Source organism: Halonotius pteroides, from assembly GCF_003605635.1.
Lineage (GTDB): Archaea > Halobacteriota > Halobacteria > Halobacteriales > Haloferacaceae > Halonotius > Halonotius pteroides.
On record NZ_QMDW01000006.1, the window covers coordinates 122,669 to 138,062 of the forward strand.

A 15,394-nucleotide genomic window follows, 5' to 3' on the forward strand; every position below is an offset into this window, starting at 1 on the left:
TCAGGCACCTCCAGCCGTTGCCGGCTTCTCGACGATGTAGACCCCGTCCTGGAAGACACGGTTGTCCTTGTCGGTGACCTTCGTCAGCTGTTCGATATCGGCGGCAGTCTGCCCGACAGCCTCCTTATCGGAGCCCGTCAGGGTGATCTCTTCGCCGTCGATCTGTACCTCGGTGTCGCCGCGGATCGGCGTCCGTCGTGCCGCCTTCTCCCCGAGGAAGTTTTCGATGACAACCTCGCTGTCCTCGACGTCGACCTGCATCGGGAAGTGCGCGTAGTGGACTTCCATCTTGTACTCCCAGCCGTCGGTAACGCCGTGAACCATGTTGCGAACGTGGCTCTCGAAGGTGCCGACCGTCGCGGTGGTCTTGGCGTCCTCGACGTCGGTCGCAATGACGACTTCGTCGCCCTCGACACTGACGTCGATATCGGGGTACCAGAGGCGGCGTGAGACGCTGCCGTCCGGCCCCTCAACGGTGAGGTCGAGATGATCGACCGTCGCGGAGACATCGTCCGGAAGTTCGATTGTTGTACTGGTCATTGTTAGTAGACGTATGCGATCACTTGGCCACCGATGCCCTGCTGGCGGGCCTCGTAGTGGCTCATAACGCCGTGGCTCGTTGTGACGATGAGAGAGCCGTAATCGCGGGCCGGGAGGAACCGCTTCTCCCATTTCTCGTAGCCGTCAGCACCCACGGAGTAGCGGGGTTTGACGATGCCACACTCGTTGATCGCGCCTTTCAGTTCGACCTCGAACTCGCCGGCTTTGCCGTTGTCGACGAACTCGAAGCCGTCGATGTATCCTCGGTCGTAGAAGACCTCAAGAATGGAGCCGATGGTGTTCGAGGCGGGCTGTACGGTGATACCAAGATGGCCGACGCTTTCGGCGTTATCGATGCCGGACAGCGCGCTGGCCAGTGGATCGTTGCCTGCCATAGTTAGCTGTACTTCCTGAATCCCATATCGCGGGCGACCTCACGGAAACACTGCCGACAGAGGTTGATGTCGTACTTCCCGACAAGCCCCTGTTTGCGCTCACACCGGCGGCACTCGCGCTGCTGGCCGGTCTCGGTGTCGGCAACCTCCGTGGTCTCCTCGCTGTCGTCGCTTGTCTGTTCGCTCTGGCTCATTCGTCGACCTCCACGCTGTATTCGGATTCGAGGTACGCCGTTGCGTCCTCAGGGGTCATCCGGTGTTTGGACGGGATCGACCGCGTCTCCCGATCACGTTTCGAGACCCGGTAGCCCGGCCGGACGAGCGTGACGGTCACGTCAAGCCCGTAGATGCCGATCTGTGGGTCGTACTCCTGGCTCGGGAACTCGGTGTGTTCGGCGATCCCGAAGCTGATGTTCCCGGTGTCATCAAACTGACTGCGGGCAAGATCAGCAAGCGGCAACGCCGTTTCCAAGAAGGCCTCGGCGGCCTCGTCGCGGAGCGTCGTCTTCGCGCCGATCGGATCGCCCTCGCGGATCTCGTAGGCCTGAACAGTCTGTTCGGCGAGCGTCCGAACGCTCTCTTGGCCGGTGATCTCTTCGAGGATCTCCTGGGCGTTCTGCAGTTCACGCCCGCCTTCGCCGACGCCCATGTGGACGACGACCTTCTCGATTCGCGGCTGCCGCATCGGGTGGAAGTCGGCGGCTGACTCGCTCATTCGGCATCAGCCTCCTTGTCGGCGTCTGCGTCGGCAGCCTTGTCGTCAGCGTCGTCCGCACCAGCAGCATCGCTGCCGGCGGCGAACTCGCTGTCGGCGTCGACGAAGTTCTCGTCGATGACGACGACGTACTCTTCGACCGTCTCGAAGCCGCCGCTCTCGTTGTTCGCGTACACCGTGTTGGAGCCGCTGCCCTGCGTGACAACGATCTCGTCGATCTCGCCGATATCGCCGGCGTGTTGGCCGTCGACAGCGGTGACAAGCGCGCCCGCCTCGTAGGTGAAGTGGGCGACGATCGATTTGTCATCGGTGTCGATAACGAGCGAGTCGTTTGTCGCGTACTCGCTGGCGTCGACGGCTTCGCCGTCTGCCCGAGACTCCGAAGGAGTCTCGCTGTTCTCGATACGAATGTTGGTGCCATCGTGGAGCGTCAGCTGGAAGTCGCCACCGCTGACCTGCTCTTTGCGAATGATCTTGCCGAGGCGGCTGCCGGCGGCGTCGCCATCGATCGGCGTCAGCGCAAGCCGGCCACCCTCGTCAGGGAAGACCCGGTAGTACTCCTCGCGTTCGGTGAAGGCGATGATGTCGAACATGCCGATCGGCCGGCGTTCGTCGCTGATCGCATCACCGTTAACCAGCACCGAATCCTGGTTGAGCGCGTAGCGCGCCTCCTTCTTGGAGTCGACGTAGCCCAGCACATCTCGCAGCAACACGAGCAGCGGCACCCCGTCTTCGCCGTGGGGGCCAGCCCCTGCTTTGACCGTGTACGTCTCGGTCTTCCGCTCGACCGGCCACGAGTTCGGCACTGAGAGTCGTTTCTGGTGGTTGCTCATGCGTTATCCTCCTCGCCGCGGAGTCGGGCCTCGCGCCGCTCGTCCTCAAGGGTCAACTCGGTCACGGTGACGTTGCTGGCATCGAGTGGGCGGGGAACCTCCTCCCCGTCGGCTTTCTCGATGGTCACGTCTTCGACGTGAATGACGGCGTCCGAGAGATCGACAGTGAGGACTTCGGCCTCGGTGCCGGCGAAATCGCCGCGTTGGACCTCGACGGTGTCGCCCGCGTTGACGCGGACGCTGCGGCGCTCGTACTCCTCGCGGAGGTCGCTCGACAACGGGGCCATGACCTGCTTGTGTCGCTCGTGGAGCGACGCGGTCGCGTCGGCCTGTCGTTGTTTGTGTGGTTGTGTCGTCATACGATCATACTCGCCGTGGATGCAATGCTCCCGAAGCGTTCGGCGACTTCGCGTGCGATGGGCCCCTTGATGTCGGTGCCGCGGGGCTCCTCGTTTTCGTCGATGAGGACGGCCGCGTTGTCCTCGAACTTCATGCGAATGCCGTCGGGTCTGCGGATCGGCTTGCGCTGGCGGACGACGACCGCCTCCAGCACCTGCCGCCGCATTTCGGGCGTGCCCTTGGTGACCGAGACGGTCACCTTGTCGGCAAGCCCGGCTTTGGGGTGTCGATTCTTCGTCCCGGAGTAGCCAGCCACGCTGATAACGCGCAGTTCGCGCGCCCCACTGTTGTCGGCACACGTGATCAGCGAGCCCTTTTCGAGGCCCTGTGTCACGTCAGCTTTGAGCGCCTCCATCAGGCATCGCCTCCGCTTGCGACGACAACATGGGATTTCGTCTTCGACAGCGGGCGGGTCTCCGCGATCCGTACTTCGTCACCAACATCGAGTCCGTCGAGTACGCCGGGTACGTGCGCCGGAATACGGGATCGGCGTTTCATGTACCGATCGTATTTGGGCACGAACACGTCGTACTCCTGCTCGACGATGACGGTCTTTGCCATATCCGTCGAGACAACAGTCCCACTGCGGGTCTGGCCTCGAACGGGTAGCTGTCCGTAGAACGGACACGTCTCGTAGTCATACTCCTCCGGGTTTTCTGGTTCCGGAGGCATGGGTACGTCAAGTCCTATCGCCATTTCGAATCTCCTGTGCGTTCAGTCCGCGCTGCAGGCCGCACACACAGCGTGTGTCCATCCACCGTTACGTAGACTCCGCCCTCGCATCCACCCGTAAATGGGTTTGCGGAACATCCCGACGGCCACGACTGACGGGGGCGAACCCCCGCAGTATCCTCGCCGAGTTCGAACGGAGACCCTGCGGTCGGCCGACCACCCGAGTGGGTGTCCGGTGTGGCCTCAGCCACGCCGGCCGCAGCGGCTTCATCTGTGTCGCCTGCAGTCTGATCAGCGGTCGATACAAGTGCCATCTCGAAGGTCGTCCCCGCCTTTGGGACGCGTTTCTCACCCGAGTCGGTCGCAACCACGAACGTCTGCATCGTCTCGCTGACAACGCGGCCGCTGAGCCCGACAAGGTCGGGGTTGGGCGCGTCGGCGACCCGGATCGGGACGCCGATGAGTTCGTGTCGCGTGAGTGTCTCGGGTGTCAGTGGCATCGTTATTCCTCAGTCTCGTCTGCGTCGAGGTCGCCCGTCTCACGGCTATCGCCGTTCGACTTTGGTGATCTCATTCGAGATCACCCTCTTCGCGCTGGATCGTCTTGATCCGCGCGATCGCCCGCCGCAGCTTTTTCAGCTTGGTCGGATCCTCAGGCACGCCACCGGCGGCCTGCAGCGCCTTCGTGTTGAGCAGCTCAGTTTCGAGCTCTTCGAGCTCGACCTCGCGCTCGGCGGCCGTCATATCACGGAGTTCTTCGGGGCGAATCATCGTCATTGCTCAGCCTCCGTGTCCGCGTCGCCGTCGTCGGCGTCTTCCATCTCCTCAACGAGATCGGCTGCCTCTTCGGCAACGTCCTCGTCGAGATCCTCGTCGGCGACGGAATCGCCGTCGTCGGCCGCCGCGTCGTCGTCGCTGGCGTCAGCTGCCTCGTCGTCAGCATCGGTCTCGGCGGTCTCGTCGATAACTTCCTCGACGATCTCCTCGTCGATGACCTCGGCCGGATCCTCATCCGGCACCTCGACATCCTCGTCGTCGACGGCTGCGGCGTCGTCATCCTCGGGTTCGCCGGCGAGGAGCTCCTCGACGCTCTCGTCATCGTCGGCGTCAACAACAGCCTGCTCGACGGGGTCGATCTCGACATCCTCGTTGATGGCGAAGTCGTCGGGCAGGGTTGCTCCCGGCGGGATGATCTTCACGGTCACGCCGATCGTGCCGAGCTTCATCACGGCGACGCCTTGGCCGTCGTCGACCACGTCTTGGGCAGGTTCGCCGTTGTGTTTGATGTAGCCACGGTTGAACTTCTCGACGCGTGAGCGTGCACCCGTGACCTTGCCGCTGAGAACGATCTCCGCGCCGAGCGCGCCGGCTTCCATGATCCGGTCGATCGTGGTGTGACCGGCTTTCCGGAAGTACCAGCCGCGTTCTAAGGCGTTGGCCAGCCGGTCGGCGACGATCCGGGCGTTGAGATCCGGCTCGTCGACCTCTTGAACATCGACCTGTGGGTCGTCCATCCCGAACTCCTCGGTGAGGGTGGTGGTGATCTTGCGGATGTTCTTCCCACCTTTGCCGATCACCATCCCGGGTTTCTCGGCTTTGAGGACGATCTGGGTGCCCATCGGCGTTTTGGCGATGTTCATGCCGCCGTAGCCCGCCCGGTCGAGCTCGTCTTGGAAGAACTCGTCAATCTGGGCGCGCTGGAGGCCGTTTTCGATAAACTGCTGTTCGTCGGCCATCAGTCTGCCTCCTCCGGTGCTTCAAGCACCAGCTCAACATCACAGAGCGTGGTGTTTGAGGGGCTGGCGCGGCCGAAGGCTCGTGAGGTACGACCCTGCTGTTCGCCCACCTTGTGGGGGGCGACGTGGGCGATCTCCATCGCGGGGCCGTCGAAACCCTGCTCGCTGCCGTTGTTGCGGGCGTTGATCAGGAGCTTCTTGAAGTCCTTTGCGGCCTTCTCGGGGTAGCGGCCGGCATCCCAGCCGTCGATATCCGAGCGGTGACCGACGCCGGTGTTGTGTTGTTTGAACGGCACCGACCGCTCCTCGGCGATAACCGCATCGAGGTACTCGATGGCCTCGCTGACGGGCATCCCCTTGATCTCGCGGGCGATGGCCTTGCTGTGCTTCAGGCTGATGGGCCGCTCCCGGATAATTGCTTTCGCGGTGGTCTCGGGGTCGGCCTCGACGCTGTAGTTGATTCCCATAGGTTACTTGAGCGGCACGAACTTTGAGGAGCGGGTCGCGCCAATCCCGGCCTGTCCGTGCTCAACCGAGGTGCGGGTGAGCTGGAACTCGCCGAGATAGTGCCCGATCATCTCGGGTTTGACCTCGACGCGCTCGAAGCTCTGTCCGGTGTAGACAGCGAACGTCAGCCCAACGAACGCCGGCAGAACGGGCATGTCCCGCAGATGAGTTCGCAGCGGGTTGTTCGCCGTCTCCTCTTCGGTGCTGTCTCTGGCTTTTGCCAGCAGCTTCTGGTGTTCCGCGGACAGTCCACGGGTGATGGTGCGCCGCTGTCGAGCGGGAAGCAGTTCCGCAACCTCGTCAAGCTCCATGTCCTGCAGCTCGTCGAGCGTGTGACCGCGGTAGGTGAACTCACCGTCACGGCCGGTTCGGTATTCAGTACTCATTAGTTACCTCCCGTGCTGCCACGGCCGGTGCGTTTCGAGGCGATATCGCCGACCTTCCGTCCCGGCGGGGCATCCCGCGAGACCGATTTCGGCTTGCCGGGGTGTTGGCGACCACCGCCACCGAAGGGGTGGTCGATGGCGTTCATCGCAACACCACGGACGCGGGGGTACTTCGTCCCGCGAGCCTTCATCTTGTGATGTTTGTTGCCAGCCTTGACAAACGGCTTTTCGGTGCGGCCACCGCCGGCAACGACGCCGATCGTGGCACGGCACTCGGGGTTGAGCCGTTTGACCTCACCGCTCGGCAGCTGGATGACAGCCACGTTGCGGTCGTGTGTCATTAGCTGCGCCGAAACGCCCGTTGCGCGAGCGAACTTCCCACCGTCACCGGGGGAGCTCTCGACGTTGCAGATAAGCACACCCTCCGGGATCTCACCGATCGGCAGCGTGTTGCCAGGTTTGATCTCCGCGCTAACGCCGACCTGGATCGTCTCACCAACAGCCACGCCCTCGGGGGCGAGAATGAGGCGGCGGTCGCCGTCCTCGAACTCCACGTCTGCGAGGGGGGCACTCCGGGCGGGATCGTGTTCGATGTCGACGATCTCACCGGAAATCGTGTCGGTGTCTTCGGACTTTTTGTGCGACAGTTCGGCCTTGTAGCGGTGTGATGGCGCGCGGAAGGTTGGGCCACCACGGCCGCGTCGTTGTCCCTGAATTCGTCGTCCCATCTTAGAACACCCCGATTCTGGAGGCGATCTCGGTCGCGTCGTCCTCGTCGCTCAGCGTGATCGTCGCCTTCTTGTCGGCATCCGGTGTGATCTGCGTGTTGATGTCGACGACGGTCACGTCGTATCGCTCTTCGATCTCGTCGCTGATTGCGGGTTTGCTGGCGTCGATGTGGGTGATGAACTGCAGCTTGTTGTCGAAGTCCATCTCGTCCATCGCCTTCTCGGTAACCAACGGATGTTCGAGTACCGAGTTCATCGGTCGGCCACCTCCGCGATCGCGCTTTCGGTGTAGATCGTGAGTCGGCCCGGATGCGTGCCGGGGGCCAGATCCTCAACGTTGACATCGTGGGCGGTCGCCACGTCAGCACCCGCAAGGTTGCGAGCGGCCTTCGAGGGTTCCTCACTGGTCACGAAGAGAATCGATTTTGGCTCCTGATACTTGCGGCCACGGGTCGTTCCCTGACCGGCACGGATCGTCTTCCCCTCGTCGGCGCGCTCGATGTCGTCGTCGACACCGAGGGCTTCGAGCAGGGAGACGACCTCCTGGGTCTTCACGAGATCCTCAAACTCGTCGTCGACAACAAGCGGGAGGTCGAGATCATCGTCGAACTCGTGGCCACGGTCGGCGACGCGGTCGGCGTCGGTCGTGGCGGCGAGTGCGGATCGCGTTGCCAGCTGTCGTGTCTGTTTGTTGATCGATTTGCCCTGTTCCTTCTCGGCCTTCGGTGGGTGTGCACGGCGGCCCCCAACGGCGTGAGGGACGCGTTTCACGACGCCGTCCTGTCGGGGGTCGTGAGACATGCCGCGGCCGCTGCCCATCGATTCGGCGGGCGTTCGCAGCCCGGCGAACTCGTCGGCACCGTAGGCCTGTTTCCGGTTTGCCTGTGCGGCGACGACAGCCTGCTGGATGAGATCCGGACGGAAATGGGTCTCAAAGACCGCCGGAAGCTCGACCGAGCCGGCGTCGTCACCGTTCAGGTCGCGTACTGTTGCCTGCATAGTTAGCCCTGATTGGATGCGGTTGAGACGTACCGAACCTCGGGGTCGAGGCGCGGGGTGTCGTTCGGCCGGATGGCCGGGCGGAACCGCAGCAGCCGTTGGTTCGGGCCGGGCAGCGACCCTTTGATCAACACATAGTTGCCGTCGACCTCGCCGTGATTGACGAAGCCGCCGTCAACGCTAGCCTCGTCGCCGTCGCCGATGTCGATCAGGCGTTTGTTGAGCTCGGTTCGCTGCTGGTAGCCGGTCTGTCCTTGCTGTGGCACCGTCGAACGGACGCGGGAGGGGTTCCACGGACCGAGGTTGCCGATCCGGCGTCGCCAGCCCTGGCGGGCGTGTTTGCCCTTCCGTTTCTGGACGCCCCACCGCTTGACGGGGCCTTGGGTGCCTTTTCCTTTCGTGATCCCTGACACGTCGAGATACTCGCCGGCGCGGAACACGTCGTCGACGCTGTGTTCGCCGCCGTCGTCGAGGAGATCGAGCCCGAAGTCGGCGCGCTCGCTGAGTGCGCCGCCGCCGACGCGTGTCTCCATGATGTCGGGTTTCTTTTTCGGAACGTTGGGACTCTCGTCGGGAACGGTGTGGGTGATCAATCGCAGATCGTCGACGTTCCCGGCGTCGAGCTCGTTCCGAAGGGCCTCCGAGTCTGCCTCGAAGGTGTCTTCGGCCGGCAGGTCGAGGGCGCGGTCGAGTTCGTCGTGGAACTCGGTGGCCCAAACCTCGGAAACCGGCTTCTGTCCGTACGGCGTCTCTTCGTAGGCTCGGAGCGCGACCGCCCGCATCGGCGGCACCTCGACGACCGTGACGGGAACGGATTCCTCCATCCCTTCACGCGAGGAGTCCGCCTCGTCGTTGACCATGACAACGTGGGTCATCCCGGCCTTGTAGCCGGCGAACCCCTGCGGCGCGGGTGCGCCGTCGTCGTCAGGCCACGAGCGGATGCGTGGGACTTCCGAGTCCGCACGCGTGCGGGGGCTAAAGCCCAGCGAGCCTTTGCGTGGTCTGCTTGGTTGTGGCATGTGGTTACTCCGTGAGTGTGAGGCAGGCAAGCGTTGCGAACATCGCTTCCTCGGTTCGCACCGTCTCGCTGCCCTGTCGCGGAATCGTATTGAGCCAGCGGTCGAACCCCCGGTTGGAGTCGACGTGGTCGTCATCCAAGCCGTACGGCTTGGCGTCCCCAGCTGCGTCAGCAGCCGAGATTGCCTCGGGTGGGATCCCGAGTATCTCCGGCAGCCCGCGGCCCGGCGCGCCGAAAGCGACGGTCAGCCCGTCCCGGTAGTCGGGACGGAACTCGGCCAATCGCGTGATGGACAGCTGCTGTCCATGACGGGAGGTGGCGATCCGTCGTCCGGCGGCGTCGGCAAGGACGGCCGACAGGTTCACAGTCGCCACGTCGAAGCCCGGTGTGGGCTCGTCGACGAGGCGCGCGCGAACCGGTTCTCTCGAAGAGATCCTGACGGTGACGCGCTCCCCCTCAGCCGGTGTCGCCATCGACGGCGGCACGGTGAGAGAGATCGGGTGTTGCAGTCCGCAAGTGACCCGAACGCGGCCTTCAGATCCGACCTCGGTCACGATTCCCTGGTTGACAGCCGACTCGGACGAATCGGCTGTGGTCTGCGACGAGACCCGTAAGGGCGGAAGCACGCCCGCAAACTGCAGTTCATCGCGTTTGCCCCACACCTCATCTTTGAGCTGCGGCGGTGTCGCGGCGTACTGCAGCACGATGCGGACGAAGGCTTCGCCCCACCGACGTTCGCCATCCCGGTCGGGGAAGACGCGGAGTCGGTCGGCCCGGAACACCGCTGCCGCGCGGGCAACGTAGCCGAGCTTGCGAGTTGCCTCGCGTTTGTCCTCGGCTTCCCGGACGACCGACGACGGAATCAGTAGTGTGAGTCCGTCCATCGGTCTGTCTCGTCGCTAGACTGTAACCACGCTTTCCGACGGGAGCCTAAAAGGATAGCGGAACGACCCGCGCCGTGTGGGCCGTTCACACGCTCGTTAGCCGCTGATACGGCCGAACTGAGGGTGTGAACGGATCGCACGCACCGTGTTATGTCATGCCGTCGGTCATACCGCTTGTCTGTGACGTTAATGAATGTTTATTATTATTCGGCGAGATATGCTATCATGCGCGCTGCACGATTACACGAGTATACCGACGACATGGCGCAGGGCCTCACAATCGATGAGATCGATAAGCCGCAGGTGACCAGAAGTGATGGGGTCGTTGTTGCCGTCGAGGGCGCGGGCTGGTGCCAGACAGACAACCACATCATCGAGGGGATGTGGGAGCAGTATGTGCCGCAGCCGCTGCCGATGACACTGGGCCACGAAAACGCCGGCACCGTCGTCGAAACCGGCGACGAGGTCGGCCTCGTCGACGAAGGCGATCAGGTGATCTGCCACCCCGTCCAGACCTGCGGGACGTGTCGGCCCTGCCGGCAGGGCGAGACGATGTACTGCGAAAACGACGCGTTCAACGGGCTGACGACCGATGGCGGCTTTGCCGACGAACTCCTGACCAGCGAGCGCGCGGTGATCCCGCTGCCCGACGGCGTCGATCCCGCCGATATCGCACCCCACGCCGACGCGGGGATCACGGCCTACCACGCCGCGAAAAAAGCCGTCAACGGGCTCAACCCCGGTGATGCCGCGGTTGTCATCGGGATCGGCGGGCTGGGCCATATCGGCCTCCAGTGTCTCAACGAGATGAGCGCGGCCGACCTCATCGCCGTCGACATCAAGGAATCCGCGCGGCAGTTGGCTGATGACCTCGGCGCACATTACACGGTTGACCCACAAAGCGAGGATATCGCCGACGCGGTCGCCGACATCACTGACGATGTCGGTGCCGCACAGGTACTGGACTTCGTCGGGGCTGACGAGACGACGGCACTGGCGCCCGACCTCTGTGCGGCCGGCGGTGATCATCACATCATCGGCTACGGTGGCCACATCCACGAACCGGCACAGGCGCTTGTCAACGGCGAGTTTGCCTTCCAGGGCAATATCGTCGGGCGATACGCCGAGTTACAGGAGTTGGTCGCGTTGGTCGAACGCGAGGCGGTTGACCTGCATACGACCCGGTACGGCCTCGACGCCGTCAACGAGGTCGCCGAAAAGTTGGAACACGGCGAGATCGACGGGCGAGCCGTGATTACGCCGTAGAACGCGGATCGCTTTCGGTCGGTTCTTTTTATCACACAGCCGGCGTCGCCGGATCGCTATCGTCTGTCCTCAGTAAGGAGGTCGGCGGCTTCTTCGGATCCACCGGGAACAGTTCGCTCCCAGCGCGCCTGGCTGGCGCTGGTCAGAACGCATATACCACCGTCTGGCATTAGTGGCGCATATCGATGGTAGCACTCCTGGCCGTCGTTGGAATCGGTGTCGCCGTGTTTGTTGGCTTCAATATTGGCGGCTCCTCGACGGGCGTGGCTTTCGGCCCGGCGGTCGGCTCCCGGCTTATCCGAAAGCCAACGGCGGGGGTGCTGTTCGTTGCCTTCGGGTTTCTCGGGGCGTGGACTGTCGGCCGAGAAGTCATCACCACGATGAGCAGTAGTATCGTGCCGGCAGCCCAGTTCACACCCATCGCCAGCGTCGCCGTCCTGTTTTTTACCGGCGTGTCGCTGTTGATCTCGAACCTCTACGGTGTTCCGGCCTCAACGTCGATGACCGCTGTGGGTGCTATCGTCGGCTTGGGCCTCGCGTCGGGTACCCTCAATCAGGCACTCATGTTCGTCATCGTCTCCGCGTGGATCGTCGCCCCACTTCTCTGTCTGGTGATCGGGGTAGTAGTCGGCCGCTACGTCTACCCCTATCTCGACCGTTATATCGCCTTCACCACGTTCGCGCTCCACTTCGTGCAGTTCGACCGCTCCGGCGTGATCCCACGGCCGTTTATCAATCCGAACGCCTCACTGCAGGATGTCGTCGGCTCACTGTCAGTGATCGTGATCGGCTGCTATATGGCGTTCTCGGCCGGAGCGTCGAACGCCGCCAACGCCGTCGCCCCGCTCGTCGGGGCCGGCGGCTCTCTCACCGTCAATCAGGGCGTACTGCTCGCGGTGGGCGCGTTCGGGCTGGGGAGCTTCACCATCGCCCGCCGAACGCTGGAGACGGTCGGCGACGATATCACCGAACTCCCGATTCTCGCCTCGCTGATCGTCTCGATAGTCGGCGGCACAGTCATCACGATTCTCTCCTCGTTTGGGATTCCGGCCAGTCTCGCCGTCAGTACGACCTCAACGATTATCGGGCTTGGCTGGGGCCGCGCGAGTCGGGCAGCGACGCTGGCAGCGCTGGCGACGCCGTCGCCCGATCAGCCGGATGTTGCCGTCTCGACCGGCGCGCTGGTCACCTCGCGGGCGGAGGACGCGCCGACGGGGCCGACGATCGGCGATATCGCGCGCAACGAGGAATCGGGCGACAAGCCGGCCGATACCCCGGATGTCCCGGATATCGGTGCTGAGGGCCCGGCGGATCTCGACGCGCGAAGCCTCTTCGACCCGGCGGCGGCCAAGCGGATCGTCACTATGTGGGTGCTGACACCGTCGCTGGCGATCGTCGCCTCGTACCCGGTGTTCGTCATCCTCCTGTGAGTGAGGCCGAACAACAGTTTGATACACTCGGATCGGTGAACGCACCCCGAGGTCAAGCCTCGGGGCTTCCTGCTTCCACGACGCGCTTTGCATCCACTCGCAAGGGAGTGAACGTAGGGAGCGCGGTCTGCACAGGCGTTGATTCGGAGCGTCCCGCCCCTAATTGCTTCCGACCGCGTGAAAGGATGTTCTTCGCCGCGTTCAAGTCTCGATCTTCGGTGTGACCACACGCTGGACAGGAATGTTCCCGAATCCAGATCGGTTTCGAGGTTGCCACACCACACGATGAACACTCTTTGGTCGTCCCGGCTGGCTCTACTCGAACAACGTGAGTACCATGCAGGTCGGCCTTGTATTCCAGCAGGTCAAGAAACCGTGACCATGCGGCATCCTGCCTGTTTTTGGCGTTCTGACTGGTTTCCAGCATCGGTTTCACGTCCAAATCCTCGACAGCCACTAACTCATACTCCCGTACTAACCACGTCGTGAGTTTGTGCTGGTAATCGAGGACTTTTCGCTTGATCCGACGCTTCGCTTTGGCTACCTTTCGCCGCTGTTTCTCCCAATTGTTTGAGCCGTGTTCCTTCCGGTCGAGGTTTTGCTGTTCGCGGGCGTAACGGTCGCACTCGTCGGACAGGTCGAGCGTATCCACAGCTGTATCGTCGCTCGTGTGGATATACGACTGGATACCGAGGTCGACGCCCACACAGTCAGTCGGTGCAAGGCATTCAGGACTCGGCTTTTCGGGGAGATCGTCGTCGGATGTTTTAGTCACAAGACAGACGAACCACTCACCGGTCGGCTCTTTCTTCAACACGACTCGTTTGATCTGGTCTGTGGATGGGAGTTCTCGGTGCGCTCGAATCGGTATGTAGCCGATTTTCGACAGTCGAAGCGTAGCGTATCCGTCTCGGCCCGTGTTGTGATCCACGTCGAAGCCTTCGGATTGATACGCCACTGATCGGCGTTCACCGCTTCCCTGCCATTTCAACCGCCCTGTCTTGTGACCGTTCTCCCGGCGGCTCTGCTGTGTTTTGATGTTCTTGTGAATCTCTGAGACGGTCTGTTGGGCGGCATGAGCCGACACTTCGCCAAACACCGGCCACTGCTGTTTCCATTCGGTGAGTTTGCGGTGCTGATCGTAAGCAGTGGGCCGATTTCCCGGCTGGTGAGAGTAGTAGTCTCGGATCGCGTGATTACGAATCTGTCGGTGGATGTCGATGTGACGCCACGCTTCGCTAGCGGTTTCCTCGTCGGGGTACGCACGAAAGCGAAGCGTAATGTCCATTGATTACTCGGCTTCTTTTTGTCGCTGATCTTTGATCGCCTTTTGTAGCAGTCCACTCGGAGAGAGGTGTGGTTGTTCGTCTAACCACTCTCCTTGTTCATCTGGAACGGTTACTGTGTACTTTCGTGTCACACATACGAAGACGTGTTTGCACCGTTTAACACTTATTGAGGGGTAGAAATTCATGTCGGCTTCACCCTCGGGGTCAAGCCCCGAGGCACTCGCCTTGCTTCTCGGTAGAACGACCAGTTGGACAGTCGTTCTCAGTTCAAGCCTGCTCACGTGGGCGTTTTCCGACGACTCCCGACACACTACGTCCTGCTGCTTGGGGTGGTGATGGCGACCGTTGTTCTGGGAATCGAGATCCGTCGGTACCGGGTCTACAATATCTGGCGATCACAGCTGCGGCTGCTGGAAGAATATGTCGTTCCCAACGTGTATGACTCCGAGAGGAGACGGGTTTCATATTGCGGGACGACGTGGAACGGCAGAGCGCAGGCGACGGCACCCGGCGTATGGCACCACAGACGCGGCTTCGGTAGGGTGGTTTCGCAAACCTTATACAGTCATCAGCGGCTATAATGAAATGCACAGGGCGTCGGTAGTGTAGTGGTATCACGTAACCTTGCCATGGTTACAACCCGAGTTCAAATCTCGGCCGACGCATGATTTCTCCGGCGACCAATCCCTAAGCGGCGCGTCTCGTCGCGCCGCGACCACGGTCTCCGGCTGTCTGCGTTCACGAGATTTGAATCAGAGAGCGAACGGAGTGAGCGACCGTGGTTTAAATCTCGGCCGATGCACTTTCTCTCAACACCTTGCTCCTGTAACAGCACCTACGTATGTCCAGCCGTGTCTATTTCTTCTGGATCGACTCGGTCAACCACTCCATCAAAATCGTCGTCAAAACTCAGGAGGTGGTCGATTTCGTGGCGTTCGATGAGTGCCACATTCGTCGCGTCGGTGAAACTCAGTTGCTGATCTCCATACTGTTCGAAGATCTCGATTGCTGCGGTAAACACCGGCTCTGAAACTCGAAACCGCTCGAAAGCCTCAGGATACGATCCGGCACCACGAAGCCGTTCGCCCAACTGTTTAGCTGGCTCGAACGACCCACCACGCATCAGCGTGAGTGTCACCGCTTCGTCGTAGATGTAATCACTGACGTACGGCTGGCCGAGTGTTCCGTCGTAGACGGCTTCGAGTGCCGCACTGGCTGCCTCGTGTCGTGATGCGTCCGTATCGTGATCGGCATAGAGAACGCCGGTATCGACCAGCACCGTCATCCGTAGAGCGTGTCGTCGATATCCTCTTCGGTCGTTTCGACGCCGGAGCTGAACCGCCCGCGCCGCATCGCCGCTTTCTCGCTCTCGGAGAGCGGCACTGTCGACTCCCGAAACGAGTCGATTATCTCCTCACGGGATTCGTAGGCCTCGTCGATGAACCGTTCGAGGAGTTCCTTCTGTGTAACCGAGGTTCCCGTCCGAAGCCTGACCTCGGCCTGTAGCTCTTCGAGGCGGTCTTTCCGTTCCTCGTCGATTTTGACAGCAGCTGTCACACGTATTAGTTTCGTCTGCAACCAAGTAACGTTTACTACC

General features: G+C 62.1%; 25 protein-coding genes and 1 tRNA gene. 4 read left to right on the top strand and 22 right to left on the bottom strand.

What is annotated here, in order from left to right; translation table 11 throughout:
- The 18 genes from DP106_RS05915 to DP106_RS06000 form a co-directional block, all read right to left on the bottom strand.
- On the bottom strand, positions 1-540 hold the full coding sequence (locus DP106_RS05915) for a 50S ribosomal protein L6 (RefSeq protein WP_120084033.1): 540 nt from the start codon (positions 538-540) through the stop codon (positions 1-3).
- Between the two features lie 2 nt (positions 541-542).
- Positions 543-935 (bottom strand): 30S ribosomal protein S8, encoded by a 393-nt coding sequence (locus DP106_RS05920; protein ID WP_021041401.1) that lies wholly within the window; start codon positions 933-935, stop codon positions 543-545.
- Positions 936-937: 2 nt separating this feature from the next.
- Positions 938-1,129, bottom strand: coding sequence for a 30S ribosomal protein S14 (locus DP106_RS05925; protein ID WP_120084035.1), 192 nt, complete (start codon positions 1,127-1,129; stop codon positions 938-940).
- Complete coding sequence (locus tag DP106_RS05930) at positions 1,126-1,650, bottom strand: 50S ribosomal protein L5 (protein WP_120084037.1); 525 nt, start codon at positions 1,648-1,650, stop codon at positions 1,126-1,128. Before DP106_RS05930 ends, DP106_RS05925 begins: the two co-directional genes overlap by 4 nt.
- Complete coding sequence (locus DP106_RS05935; protein WP_120084038.1) at positions 1,647-2,483, bottom strand: 30S ribosomal protein S4e; 837 nt, start codon at positions 2,481-2,483, stop codon at positions 1,647-1,649. The genes DP106_RS05930 and DP106_RS05935 overlap by 4 nt, the downstream gene beginning before the upstream one ends.
- Positions 2,480-2,842: a 50S ribosomal protein L24 gene (gene rplX, locus DP106_RS05940; protein WP_120084040.1), complete on the bottom strand. Its 363-nt coding sequence runs from the start codon at positions 2,840-2,842 to the stop codon at positions 2,480-2,482. The genes DP106_RS05935 and rplX overlap by 4 nt, the downstream gene beginning before the upstream one ends.
- Positions 2,839-3,237, bottom strand: a complete 399-nt coding sequence (locus DP106_RS05945) for a 50S ribosomal protein L14 (RefSeq protein WP_120084042.1) — start codon at positions 3,235-3,237, stop codon at positions 2,839-2,841. The genes rplX and DP106_RS05945 overlap by 4 nt, the downstream gene beginning before the upstream one ends.
- The gene (locus DP106_RS05950) at positions 3,237-3,578 is read right to left on the bottom strand and encodes a 30S ribosomal protein S17 (RefSeq protein WP_120084043.1); all 342 of its coding nucleotides are present in this window, start codon (positions 3,576-3,578) and stop codon (positions 3,237-3,239) included. The genes DP106_RS05945 and DP106_RS05950 overlap by 1 nt, the downstream gene beginning before the upstream one ends.
- Positions 3,569-4,054, bottom strand: coding sequence for a ribonuclease P protein component 1 (locus DP106_RS05955; RefSeq protein ID WP_120084045.1), 486 nt, complete (start codon positions 4,052-4,054; stop codon positions 3,569-3,571). The genes DP106_RS05950 and DP106_RS05955 overlap by 10 nt, the downstream gene beginning before the upstream one ends.
- A gap of 70 nt (positions 4,055-4,124) precedes the next feature.
- Positions 4,125-4,331: a 50S ribosomal protein L29 gene (rpmC, locus tag DP106_RS05960; protein WP_120084046.1), complete on the bottom strand. Its 207-nt coding sequence runs from the start codon at positions 4,329-4,331 to the stop codon at positions 4,125-4,127.
- Positions 4,328-5,290 carry a 30S ribosomal protein S3 gene (locus DP106_RS05965; protein WP_120084048.1) on the bottom strand — a complete coding sequence of 321 codons (963 nt, stop codon included), beginning with the start codon at positions 5,288-5,290 and terminating at the stop codon, positions 4,328-4,330. Before DP106_RS05965 ends, rpmC begins: the two co-directional genes overlap by 4 nt.
- Positions 5,290-5,757, bottom strand: a complete 468-nt coding sequence (locus tag DP106_RS05970; RefSeq protein WP_120084049.1) for a 50S ribosomal protein L22 — start codon at positions 5,755-5,757, stop codon at positions 5,290-5,292. Before DP106_RS05970 ends, DP106_RS05965 begins: the two co-directional genes overlap by 1 nt.
- A gap of 3 nt (positions 5,758-5,760) precedes the next feature.
- Positions 5,761-6,183 (bottom strand): 30S ribosomal protein S19, encoded by a 423-nt coding sequence (locus tag DP106_RS05975; RefSeq protein ID WP_120084050.1) that lies wholly within the window; start codon positions 6,181-6,183, stop codon positions 5,761-5,763.
- The gene (locus DP106_RS05980; protein WP_120084052.1) at positions 6,183-6,911 is read right to left on the bottom strand and encodes a 50S ribosomal protein L2; all 729 of its coding nucleotides are present in this window, start codon (positions 6,909-6,911) and stop codon (positions 6,183-6,185) included. Before DP106_RS05980 ends, DP106_RS05975 begins: the two co-directional genes overlap by 1 nt.
- Position 6,912: 1 nt before the next feature.
- A complete protein-coding gene (locus tag DP106_RS05985) occupies positions 6,913-7,167 on the bottom strand; it encodes a 50S ribosomal protein L23 (protein ID WP_120084053.1) in 255 nt (84 codons plus the stop codon).
- The gene (gene rpl4p / locus DP106_RS05990) at positions 7,164-7,910 is read right to left on the bottom strand and encodes a 50S ribosomal protein L4 (RefSeq protein WP_120084054.1); all 747 of its coding nucleotides are present in this window, start codon (positions 7,908-7,910) and stop codon (positions 7,164-7,166) included. The genes DP106_RS05985 and rpl4p overlap by 4 nt, the downstream gene beginning before the upstream one ends.
- Positions 7,911-7,912: 2 nt before the next feature.
- Positions 7,913-8,929 (bottom strand): 50S ribosomal protein L3, encoded by a 1,017-nt coding sequence (locus tag DP106_RS05995; protein WP_120084055.1) that lies wholly within the window; start codon positions 8,927-8,929, stop codon positions 7,913-7,915.
- Between the two features lie 4 nt (positions 8,930-8,933).
- On the bottom strand, positions 8,934-9,812 hold the full coding sequence (locus DP106_RS06000; protein ID WP_120084057.1) for a putative RNA uridine N3 methyltransferase: 879 nt from the start codon (positions 9,810-9,812) through the stop codon (positions 8,934-8,936).
- Between the two features lie 225 nt (positions 9,813-10,037).
- On the opposite strand from DP106_RS06000, the gene DP106_RS06005 reads away from it, so the two are divergent.
- Together DP106_RS06005 and DP106_RS06010 are read left to right on the top strand one after the other, a co-directional pair.
- Positions 10,038-11,078 carry an NAD(P)-dependent alcohol dehydrogenase gene (locus tag DP106_RS06005; RefSeq protein ID WP_120084059.1) on the top strand — a complete coding sequence of 347 codons (1,041 nt, stop codon included), beginning with the start codon at positions 10,038-10,040 and terminating at the stop codon, positions 11,076-11,078.
- A 185-nt stretch (positions 11,079-11,263) separates the two neighbouring features.
- Positions 11,264-12,508: an inorganic phosphate transporter gene (locus DP106_RS06010; protein ID WP_120084060.1), complete on the top strand. Its 1,245-nt coding sequence runs from the start codon at positions 11,264-11,266 to the stop codon at positions 12,506-12,508.
- Positions 12,509-12,560: 52 nt separating this feature from the next.
- Here the strand turns inward: DP106_RS06010 and DP106_RS06015 are convergent, their stop codons facing one another.
- Together DP106_RS06015 and DP106_RS16370 are read right to left on the bottom strand one after the other, a co-directional pair.
- On the bottom strand, positions 12,561-13,796 hold the full coding sequence (locus tag DP106_RS06015; protein ID WP_120084062.1) for an RNA-guided endonuclease InsQ/TnpB family protein: 1,236 nt from the start codon (positions 13,794-13,796) through the stop codon (positions 12,561-12,563).
- Between the two features lie 3 nt (positions 13,797-13,799).
- Entirely contained in the window at positions 13,800-13,928 is a 129-nt protein-coding gene (locus tag DP106_RS16370) for a hypothetical protein (protein WP_276310059.1), read from the bottom strand.
- Between the two features lie 204 nt (positions 13,929-14,132).
- Here DP106_RS16370 and DP106_RS16225 point away from each other — a divergent pair, with 204 nt between their 5' ends.
- Both DP106_RS16225 and DP106_RS06025 read left to right on the top strand, forming a co-directional pair.
- A complete protein-coding gene (locus tag DP106_RS16225) occupies positions 14,133-14,378 on the top strand; it encodes a DUF2270 domain-containing protein (RefSeq protein ID WP_240625332.1) in 246 nt (81 codons plus the stop codon).
- 13 nt (positions 14,379-14,391) lie between these two features.
- A tRNA-Gly gene (locus tag DP106_RS06025) sits at positions 14,392-14,462 on the top strand.
- A 170-nt stretch (positions 14,463-14,632) separates the two neighbouring features.
- Here DP106_RS06025 and DP106_RS06030 read toward each other — a convergent pair.
- Positions 14,633-15,082: a type II toxin-antitoxin system VapC family toxin gene (locus DP106_RS06030; RefSeq protein ID WP_120084063.1), complete on the bottom strand. Its 450-nt coding sequence runs from the start codon at positions 15,080-15,082 to the stop codon at positions 14,633-14,635.
- Positions 15,079-15,354: a hypothetical protein gene (locus DP106_RS06035; RefSeq protein WP_120084064.1), complete on the bottom strand. Its 276-nt coding sequence runs from the start codon at positions 15,352-15,354 to the stop codon at positions 15,079-15,081. Before DP106_RS06035 ends, DP106_RS06030 begins: the two co-directional genes overlap by 4 nt.
- Positions 15,355-15,394: the final 40 nt, after the last annotated feature.

Excerpts from the sequence above, each read along its gene's own strand:
- DP106_RS06015 (WP_120084062.1), bottom strand. The coding sequence starts at position 13,796 with ATGGACATTACGCTTCGCTTTCGTGCGTACCCCGACGAGGAAACCGCT.
- DP106_RS05925 (WP_120084035.1), bottom strand. The coding sequence starts at position 1,129 with ATGAGCCAGAGCGAACAGACAAGCGACGACAGCGAGGAGACCACGGAG.
- rpmC (WP_120084046.1), bottom strand. The coding sequence starts at position 4,331 with ATGACGATGATTCGCCCCGAAGAACTCCGTGATATGACGGCCGCCGAG.
- DP106_RS05970 (WP_120084049.1), bottom strand. The coding sequence starts at position 5,757 with ATGGGAATCAACTACAGCGTCGAGGCCGACCCCGAGACCACCGCGAAA.
- rplX (WP_120084040.1), bottom strand. The coding sequence starts at position 2,842 with ATGACGACACAACCACACAAACAACGACAGGCCGACGCGACCGCGTCG.
- rpl4p (WP_120084054.1), bottom strand. The coding sequence starts at position 7,910 with ATGCAGGCAACAGTACGCGACCTGAACGGTGACGACGCCGGCTCGGTC.
- DP106_RS06005 (WP_120084059.1), top strand. The coding sequence starts at position 10,038 with ATGCGCGCTGCACGATTACACGAGTATACCGACGACATGGCGCAGGGC.
- DP106_RS16225 (WP_240625332.1), top strand. The coding sequence starts at position 14,133 with ATGGCGACCGTTGTTCTGGGAATCGAGATCCGTCGGTACCGGGTCTAC.
- DP106_RS06010 (WP_120084060.1), top strand. The coding sequence starts at position 11,264 with ATGGTAGCACTCCTGGCCGTCGTTGGAATCGGTGTCGCCGTGTTTGTT.
- DP106_RS05985 (WP_120084053.1), bottom strand. The coding sequence starts at position 7,167 with ATGAACTCGGTACTCGAACATCCGTTGGTTACCGAGAAGGCGATGGAC.
- DP106_RS05995 (WP_120084055.1), bottom strand. The coding sequence starts at position 8,929 with ATGCCACAACCAAGCAGACCACGCAAAGGCTCGCTGGGCTTTAGCCCC.
- DP106_RS06000 (WP_120084057.1), bottom strand. The coding sequence starts at position 9,812 with ATGGACGGACTCACACTACTGATTCCGTCGTCGGTCGTCCGGGAAGCC.
- DP106_RS05935 (WP_120084038.1), bottom strand. The coding sequence starts at position 2,483 with ATGAGCAACCACCAGAAACGACTCTCAGTGCCGAACTCGTGGCCGGTC.
- DP106_RS06030 (WP_120084063.1), bottom strand. The coding sequence starts at position 15,082 with ATGACGGTGCTGGTCGATACCGGCGTTCTCTATGCCGATCACGATACG.
- DP106_RS05945 (WP_120084042.1), bottom strand. The coding sequence starts at position 3,237 with ATGGAGGCGCTCAAAGCTGACGTGACACAGGGCCTCGAAAAGGGCTCG.
- DP106_RS05950 (WP_120084043.1), bottom strand. The coding sequence starts at position 3,578 with ATGGCGATAGGACTTGACGTACCCATGCCTCCGGAACCAGAAAACCCG.
- DP106_RS05980 (WP_120084052.1), bottom strand. The coding sequence starts at position 6,911 with ATGGGACGACGAATTCAGGGACAACGACGCGGCCGTGGTGGCCCAACC.
- DP106_RS05920 (WP_021041401.1), bottom strand. The coding sequence starts at position 935 with ATGGCAGGCAACGATCCACTGGCCAGCGCGCTGTCCGGCATCGATAAC.
- DP106_RS05915 (WP_120084033.1), bottom strand. The coding sequence starts at position 540 with ATGACCAGTACAACAATCGAACTTCCGGACGATGTCTCCGCGACGGTC.
- DP106_RS05975 (WP_120084050.1), bottom strand. The coding sequence starts at position 6,183 with ATGAGTACTGAATACCGAACCGGCCGTGACGGTGAGTTCACCTACCGC.
- DP106_RS05930 (WP_120084037.1), bottom strand. The coding sequence starts at position 1,650 with ATGAGCGAGTCAGCCGCCGACTTCCACCCGATGCGGCAGCCGCGAATC.
- DP106_RS05965 (WP_120084048.1), bottom strand. The coding sequence starts at position 5,290 with ATGGCCGACGAACAGCAGTTTATCGAAAACGGCCTCCAGCGCGCCCAG.
- DP106_RS05955 (WP_120084045.1), bottom strand. The coding sequence starts at position 4,054 with ATGCCACTGACACCCGAGACACTCACGCGACACGAACTCATCGGCGTC.